We start from the raw sequence: 7,593 nt of genomic DNA on the forward strand, positions 1-7,593 counted from the left end.
CGGACCTCAGGTTTTATTCGGTCGGAAATGTTTGCCGACCGCTGTTGACATGCGGAGAAGGCCCGCCGGTATCCTCTGAATCGCACGAACTTGGGGGACACGGCCGGAAGCCGACCGTTTCGGAGAGTGCATAGTGCTGATCAGACTCATAGGTCTTGTCACGATCGAGCCGGACGGAGCACCGCCTCAACACCTCTCGAGCGCCCAGGCGCAGGTCGCGTTCGCCCGGCTGATCATCGAGCGGGCCGGCGGTACGGACCGTGACCAACTGGCCGAGACCATATGGCCCGAGGGCCTGCCCGACACGTGGGCCTCGGCCCTGCGCAGCCTGGTGAGCCGGGTGCGTACGTTCGTCACGACCCCGCAGGACCAGCCCGGGTCTACTCCCCTGGTCGCCCAGGGCGGCCGTTACCTGCTGCGGGTGCCCAAGGACGCGGCCGTGGACGTGGAGGTCGCGGAGACCGCGCTGGCGGAGGCTGCCGAGGCGTACGCCGAGGGGGCGTACGCGGTGGCGCAGCAGCTCGCGGCCGGGGCGGTGTCGAACCTGCGTGGCTCGTTCCTGCCCTCGCACGAGGGTGAGTGGGTCAACGCGATGCGTGAACAGCTGGAGGAGCTGCGGCTGAAGGCGCTGGAGACGGCGAGTCTGTCCTCTTCGGCGCTGGGCGACGAGCACCACGCGCTGCGGTACGCGGAGGAGGCGGTGCGCCGTGCTCCGTTCCGGGAGAGCGCGTACCGGTGCCGGATGGCGGCTCATACGCGGGCCGGGAACCGTGCGGAGGCGCTGCGCAGTTACCAGCAGTTGCGGGAGGTGCTGGCGGAGGAGCTGGGGGTGGATCCGGCGCCCGAGACGGAGGCGGCGTATCTGGATCTGCTGCGGACTCCCGAACCGCGGCCGGCGGTGCGGTCGTTGACCTGCCTGGACCCGGTGCTGATGGGGGTCTTCGAGGTGGACCACCGGATGCCGGTGCCGCGGCCGTGTTCGCTGGCCGACCACGGCTGTGTCACGCACCGCATGCCGTCGTCCTCCCCCGCCGCCTGACCCGCGGCCTGGTCCGCGGTCTGGTCCGCGATCTGGTCCGGACGTACGAAGCCGCCGTCGCGCTGGTGCGCGGCGGCGGCTTCGTGTGCCCGTACGCACGGCCGGGGGGCGGGGGACGCCGGGCGGCCCCGGCCTCCCCGTGGGGGTGGGAGGAGGCCGGGGCCGGAGGGGAGCGGCGGGGGGGATCAGGTGATGGAGACGCCGCTGTCGATGCTGATGACCTGGCCGGTCATGCAGTCCTGGTCGAGGAAGAGGCCGACGCTGCGGGCGACTTCTTCGACCGTGACGAAGCGGGGGATGGGGGCCTTGTCCTCCATGCCCTCGATGACGCGGTCCGGCAGGGTGTTGGTCATGCCCGTGATCATGAAGCCGGGTGACAGGGCGTTGACGGTCACCCCGCGCCGGCCGCACTCGGCGGCGAGGGTGCGGGTGAACCCGATCAGCCCCGCCTTGGACGCCGAGTAGGCGGTCTGGCCGGCCGTCGCGATGATGCCCGACGGGGACACGATGTTGACGACCCTCCCCCACCTCTGGCGCAGCATGTGCGGCACCGAGACGCGGGCGGTGTGGAAGGAGCCGATCAGGTTGGTCTGGATGACCTGCGCCCAGTCCGCCGGGTTCTGCATCGCCATGAGGCTGTCCTTGCGGATGGCCCCGTTGTTGACGAGTACGTCGACCGGGCCGAGTTCGGCTGCTATCCGTGCGTGGAGGGTCTGGGTGGCCTCCCACGAGCCGACGTCGCCGGTGACCAGCACCGAGGGGTTGGTCAGTTTCTCCCGGACGGCCTCGGCGCCTTCGCGGGAGCTGTTGTAGTGGACCGCGACGCGGCAGCCCAGTGCGTCCAGTTCCAGCGCCAGGGCCTGGCCGAGGCCGCCCGAGGCGCCGGTCACGAGCGCGACCGGGGACTGCGGCCTTACGCCCGCACCGTTCTTGCTCATGCCGCGACACCGCCCCATTCCATCAGGATCGAACCCCAGGTCATTCCGGCTCCGAAGCCGGCCAGCAGGACCTTGTCACCGCTCTTGATGCGGCCCTCCTCGAGGGCTTCGGTCAAGGCGATCGGGATCGACGCCGAGGCGGTGTTCCCGTACTTCTGCAGGTTGGTGATCAGGGCCTCCTGGCGCAGCCCGGTGTGCGAGACGATCGAGTTGATGATCCGGATGTTGGCCTGGTGGGGTACGACGTGGTCGATGTCCGCGGCGTCCACCTTGGCGCTCTCCAGCGTCTCGCGCACCGTGCGGACGGTGTAGCGGACGGCGTTGAGGTAGATCTCGTTGCCGTTGATCTGCGCGTAGTGCAGGCCCGCGTCCACGGTCTCGTGTGTGGTGGGCATCCGGCTGCCGCCGGCGAGGACCTTGAGCGAGCCGGCGCAGGAGCCGTCGGCGCCCAGGTTCCAGGCCTTGACCCGGTTCTCCGGGCCCGGCTGGAGGACGATCGCGCCCGCGCCGTCGCCGACGAGGATGGACAGGTCCCGGTCGGCCGGGTTGGCCGTCAGGGTGTGGGTGTCGGAGCCGATCAGCAGGATCGGCCGGGGGTCGATGGCGATCAGTGCCATGGCGGACACGAGGCCGTAGACGAAGCCCGCGCACTCGGAGTTGACGTCGTGCGCGCTGCCCGCGATGCCCAGTTCGTGGTGGACGAACGCGGAGGTCGCCGGGGACGGCTGCTCGGGCGTGGCGGTCGCGACCATGAGGTGCGCGATGTCCGCGCCGGTCAGGCCCGCCTTGTCCAGTGCGCGCCGGCCGGCCTCGACGGCCAGGGAGGCGGTGGTCTGGCCGGGGCCGACCACCCGCCGCTCACGGATGCCGCAGCGGCTGACGACCCAGTGCTCGTCGACGCCGAAGCGTGTCGCGAGTTCGGCGCTGGTGACGATGCGTTCGGGTACGGACATGCCCCACCCGGTGATGTCGAAGCCGGTCACGTCACCCCTCGCTACGCCTGAGCCGGGGCGAGATCGACGATCTTCGCGTACACGTCACGCAGGGTGGTCGTGTCGTCGAGGTCGGCGAAGAGCGACTCGTCGGCCGGAATGTGCGGGTACTGGTTCTGGAAGCCGTACAGCCACTCCATCAGGTCCAGCGAGTCGACGTCCGCGATGTGCTGGAGCGGGGCGTCGGGGCTGACCTCCGCGGCACCCGAGACGGCCTCGAGCTGGCTCGCCAGTTCTTCGATGGTGGGCAGCGACATGGGGTCGGTCCTCTCTCGGCAATGCAACTCGGCAGTGCGTGTCTGGTTTTCGAGAGTGATGAAATCCGTGTCCCCGCAAGGAACGCGCAACACGATGCCGGATTGCGGCTGGGGGCCGTCTTGCGCAGGCCTTGCGGGGCATCGGGTTTTCTCGACGCGAATTCGGAAATCACGGCCCGCCGGACACGCAGGAAAGAGGATCAGGATGACAACGGTCGCCCCCAAGTCGGTGGACCCCGAGGTCGATGCGATCAGGCACCACTACGAGGTCAGCAACGATTTCTACCGGCTCCTGCTGGGCCCCACGATGATGTACTCCGGCGGCTACTGGGAAGACGGCGAGGATCTGGTCGCCACCCTCGACGAGGCGCAGGAGCGCAAGCTCGACAAGTTCGCGGAGCTCGCGAACGTGCGGGCCGGCCAGACCGGGCGCGTCCTGGACATCGGCTGTGGCTGGGGCACGATGCTCAACCGTCTGACCACCGTGCACGGTGCGCAGCAGGCGGTCGGTCTGACCCTGTCGCGCACCCAGGAGGCGTTCATCGCCGGCCTGGACAACCCGCGGATCACCACTCTGGTCCAGAGCTGGGCCGACTACAAGGTCGCGGACGACAGCGAGAAGTACGACGCGGCGTTCTGCATCAACGCGCTGGAGCACTTCGTCTCCTCCAACCTGCCGCCGAAGGAGCGCACCAAGCGCTACCGGTACTTCTTCCAGCAGGTGGCGAACGCCCTGCACCCGGGTGCGAAGTTCGTGCTGCACACCATGACCGCCGAGGCGCTGCCGATGAACCGGGCGCTGCTGGACGACCTGAAGTTCCTGCAGCGCTCGGAGTTCGAGGGCTGCCACATCCCGCACCTGAGCGAGCTGAGCGCCGCGGCGGAGGGTCTCTTCGAGATCGACGAGGTCGTCAACGAGCGCGAGTCGTTCGCGATGGCCTGCCGTGCCTGGCTGGTCCTGCTGGCCGAGCGCCGGGACGAGGCGGTGGCGATGGAGGGCGAAGAGGTCGTCTCCCGCTTCGAGCGCTACCTCGACATCTTCGCGTACACGCTCGAGGACAAGTTCTTCAACAACTTCCGCGTCACCATCACGCGCCGTTAAGGAGGTTGACGTGACGAGCATTCTCGAACCGGCCAAGGACGGCGGGGCACGTACGGGCACCGAGGAGCGTCCCGGCGGCGGCGGCCCGACCCGGCATCTGCGGGTCGCGGTCATCGGCACCGGCTTCTCGGGTCTGGGTACCGCCATCCGGCTGCTGCAGTCGGGCATCGACGACTTCCTGGTGTTCGAGCGGGCCGACGAGGTCGGCGGCACCTGGCGCGACAACAGCTATCCGGGTTGTGCGTGCGACGTCATGTCCCACCTCTACTCGTTCTCCTTCGCCCGCAATCCCAACTGGAAGTCGACGTTCGCCTCCCGCGACGAGCTGTACGCGTACCTGCGGGAGACGGCCGACCGGTTCGGGGTGCGCCCGCACATCCGGTTCGGGCACGAGCTGGAGGCCGCGCGCTGGGACGAGGGCGAGCGGCACTGGAAGATCGAGACCTCGCAGGGGCAGTACACCGCGCAGTTTCTGGTGACCGGCACCGGCTATCTCAGCGAGGCGGCCGTGCCGGACATCAAGGGGCTGGCGGAGTTCGAGGGGAAGGTGTTCCACTCCTCGAACTGGGACCACGACCACGAGCTGGCCGGCCGGCGCGTCGCGGTCATCGGTACGGGTGCCTCCGCGATCCAGTTCGTGCCGAAGATCCAGCCCGAGGTGGGGCACCTCGACCTCTACCAGCGCACGCCGGCGTGGATCGGCCCCAAGCCCGACAAGGCCAACAGTGCGCTGCACACCACGATGCTGCGCTCGCTGCCGGGTTACCAGCAGTTCCGGCGGGGCTTCAACATGTGGGGCCGGGAGATCCTGGCGTTCTTCTGGAAGCGGCCCAAGCTCGCCGAGAAGGTCCAGAAGATGGCGAGCGACCACCTGAAGAAGTCGGTGGCGGACGAGGCGCTGCGGGCCCGGCTGACGCCCGACTATCTGGTGGCGTGCAAGCGGCTGCTGTTCTCCAACACCTGGTATCCGGCGATCCAGCAGCCGAACGTGGAGATCGTCACGGACGGTATCGCGGAGGTCCGCGCCAAGTCGATCGTCGGGTCGGACGGGGTCGAGCGCGAGGTCGACACCATCATCTTGGGGACCGGTTTCCAGGCCACCGACCGGCCGGTCGCGCGCCGGATCTGGGGCAGGGGCGGTGTGCAGCTGCGCGAGGCGTGGAAGGACGGGATGTCCGCGCACCGCGGTACCACGGTCGCCGGCTTCCCGAACCTGTTCATGCTGCTGGGCCCGAACACGGCCCTGGGGCACTCCTCGCAGACCGTGATGATCGAGGCGCAGGTCCAGTACGTCGTGGACTCGCTCCAGCAGGTGGAAAAGCGCGGCCTGGCGAGCATCGAGGTCCGTCAGGAGGCGCAGGACGCCTACAACCGCAGGCTCGACGAGCACCTCGAGGGCACGGTCTGGATGTCGGGTGGCTGCAGGAGCTGGTACCTGGACGCCGACGGCCGCAACACCTCGATCTTCCCGACGTACACCTGGCGCTTCCGCCGGGGCACCAAGCGCCTCGACCTGAGCGAGTACCAGCTCGCTTCCCAGGTACGCAGCACCAAGCCGGTACCTCACCAGTAGGAGACGTACGAAGATGAGCAGCACCCACAGAACCGCCGCGGGCACCGACACCGGCCCGTCCCGCCGCCGGGTCCTGGGCGGGATCGCGACCACGGCCGTCGCGGTCGTCGGCTGGAACACCGTGAGCCAGACCTGGGCGACGGCCGCCGAGGCCGCCGGCAACTCCGACGTGGTCCCCGTGCCGGGGCTGGTCGGCACGCTGGTGACGACGCCGGCCGTGGTCGACGCCTTCGCCAACGACTTCGGGCACCTCTTCGACGGCGCCCCGAGCAAGCCGTGGGCCGTGCTGCGGCCGGGCGGCGTGGACGACATCGTCAAGATCGTCAACTATGCGCGGGCCAACGGCATCAAGGTCGCCGTCAACGGTCAGGGCGGCACCGGCGGTGACATCGAGTCGCACTCGGTGTACGGGCAGGCGCGTGTGCCGGGCGGTATCTCCATCGACGCCAAGGGCATGTCGAAGATCCTGTCGATCGGGGGCGACCATGCGGTGGTCGAGGCCGGTGTGACCTGGGGTCAGCTGACGGACGAGGCCCTCAAGGTGGGCAAGACCCCGCCGGCGCTGCCGGACTACCTGTACATCTCGGTCGGCGGGACCATCAGCATCGGCGGTATCGGCGGCACCGTGCAGCGGTACGGGCTGCTGTGCGACACCGTGCAGTCCATCGACATCGTCACCGGTGACGGCAAGCTGGTCACCGCGACGGCGCAGCAGCGTCCGGAGCTGTTCAACGCGGCGCTGTCGGGCGGCGGGCAGGTCGGCATCATCGTCCGGGTCAAGGTCAAGCTGATCCCGGCGCCGAAGCGGTCGGTCATCTTCAGCCTGTTCTACGCCAACGTCGAGACGTACCTGGTGGACTCGGAGAAGGTGCTGGCCGACGGCCGGTTCCAGGTCCACGCGGGCGAGATGCTGCAGAAGCCGGACGGCAGCGGCTGGCGGTACAAGCTGGAGGTCGGCGCCACCTACACCACCACGCCGCCGGACCGTGCCGCGCTGCTGTGCGGTCTGCAGGACGTGCGGGCGGACGCGATCATCGAGGACGTGGCGTTCCGGGACTACATGTTCCGCCTCGATGCGTACGAGGCGGTGCTGAAGGAGGGCGGTCACTGGTACACGCCCAAGCCGTGGCTGAGCATGTTCCTGCCGGCGTCGAAGACCAAGCAGTTCATGAAGCGGGTGGAGCAGGAGCTGGACGCGAACTCGCTCGGTGGCGGGTTCCTGCTCTTCTACCCGTTCTTCACGTCGAAGATCAAGCGTCCGCTGGCGATGATGCCGAACGAGTCGGTGGTCTACCTCTTCGACCTGCTGCGCTTCCCCAATCCGGGTGAGCCCAACATCCAGGGCATGATCGAGCAGAACCGCCGTCTGTACGACATTGCGGTGGGCCTGGGTGCCAAGCGTTACCTGGTGGGGTCGATCCCGATGTCGGGCGCCGACTGGAAGAAGCACTTCGGCAACCGGTGGTCGGGTTTCGTGAATGCGAAGAAGAAGTTCGACCCGCAGAACATCTTCACTCCCGGCCAGGGCTTCTTCGCCTGACGGCGGCAGCCTGACCGGTCGTGAAGTCCCGGCGGCGGGGGGGGGGGGGGGGGCCCCCCCCCCCCCCCCGGCCCCATTTTTTTGTGGGGGTGGGGGGGGGGGGGGGGTTGCACGGTCGCCCCGTCGGAGGGGGGGGGGGGGGGGCGCCCCCC

7 protein-coding genes are annotated in these 7,593 nt (G+C 68.9%); 4 read left to right on the forward strand and 3 right to left on the reverse strand.

Features of this window, described 5'->3' with window-relative positions:
* The first annotated feature begins 133 nt into the window (after positions 1–133).
* The gene (locus tag ACGFZK_RS20900) at positions 134–1,039 is read left to right on the forward strand and encodes a BTAD domain-containing putative transcriptional regulator (protein WP_393850372.1); all 906 of its coding nucleotides are present in this window, start codon (positions 134–136) and stop codon (positions 1,037–1,039) included.
* A gap of 185 nt (positions 1,040–1,224) precedes the next feature.
* Here the strand turns inward: ACGFZK_RS20900 and ACGFZK_RS20905 are convergent, their stop codons facing one another.
* The 3 genes from ACGFZK_RS20905 to ACGFZK_RS20915 are packed head-to-tail and all read right to left on the reverse strand — an operon-like array spanning position 1,225 to position 3,226.
* Complete coding sequence (locus ACGFZK_RS20905; RefSeq protein ID WP_393850373.1) at positions 1,225–1,977, reverse strand: SDR family NAD(P)-dependent oxidoreductase; 753 nt, start codon at positions 1,975–1,977, stop codon at positions 1,225–1,227.
* Positions 1,974–2,960, reverse strand: a complete 987-nt coding sequence (locus tag ACGFZK_RS20910) for a 3-oxoacyl-ACP synthase III family protein (RefSeq protein WP_393850374.1) — start codon at positions 2,958–2,960, stop codon at positions 1,974–1,976. The genes ACGFZK_RS20905 and ACGFZK_RS20910 overlap by 4 nt, the downstream gene beginning before the upstream one ends.
* 11 nt (positions 2,961–2,971) lie before the next feature.
* Positions 2,972–3,226 carry a hypothetical protein gene (locus ACGFZK_RS20915; RefSeq protein WP_073920488.1) on the reverse strand — a complete coding sequence of 85 codons (255 nt, stop codon included), beginning with the start codon at positions 3,224–3,226 and terminating at the stop codon, positions 2,972–2,974.
* Positions 3,227–3,431: 205 nt separating this feature from the next.
* Here ACGFZK_RS20915 and ACGFZK_RS20920 point away from each other — a divergent pair, with 205 nt between their 5' ends.
* The 3 genes from ACGFZK_RS20920 to ACGFZK_RS20930 are packed head-to-tail and all read left to right on the forward strand — an operon-like array spanning position 3,432 to position 7,441.
* On the forward strand, positions 3,432–4,328 hold the full coding sequence (locus ACGFZK_RS20920) for a class I SAM-dependent methyltransferase (protein ID WP_393850375.1): 897 nt from the start codon (positions 3,432–3,434) through the stop codon (positions 4,326–4,328).
* A 10-nt stretch (positions 4,329–4,338) separates the two neighbouring features.
* On the forward strand, positions 4,339–5,901 hold the full coding sequence (locus ACGFZK_RS20925; protein WP_393850376.1) for a flavin-containing monooxygenase: 1,563 nt from the start codon (positions 4,339–4,341) through the stop codon (positions 5,899–5,901).
* 13 nt (positions 5,902–5,914) lie between these two features.
* Positions 5,915–7,441, forward strand: coding sequence for an FAD-binding protein (locus ACGFZK_RS20930; protein WP_393850377.1), 1,527 nt, complete (start codon positions 5,915–5,917; stop codon positions 7,439–7,441).
* Positions 7,442–7,593: the final 152 nt, after the last annotated feature.

It is taken from the genome of Streptomyces sp. NPDC048257, from assembly GCF_043201855.1.
GTDB lineage: Bacteria > Actinomycetota > Actinomycetes > Streptomycetales > Streptomycetaceae > Streptomyces.

Coding starts and splice junctions, on each gene's coding strand:
- ACGFZK_RS20905 (WP_393850373.1), bottom strand. CDS start 1,977: ATGAGCAAGAACGGTGCGGGCGTAAGGCCGCAGTCCCCGGTCGCGCTC.
- ACGFZK_RS20915 (WP_073920488.1), bottom strand. CDS start 3,226: ATGTCGCTGCCCACCATCGAAGAACTGGCGAGCCAGCTCGAGGCCGTC.
- ACGFZK_RS20930 (WP_393850377.1), top strand. CDS start 5,915: ATGAGCAGCACCCACAGAACCGCCGCGGGCACCGACACCGGCCCGTCC.
- ACGFZK_RS20920 (WP_393850375.1), top strand. CDS start 3,432: ATGACAACGGTCGCCCCCAAGTCGGTGGACCCCGAGGTCGATGCGATC.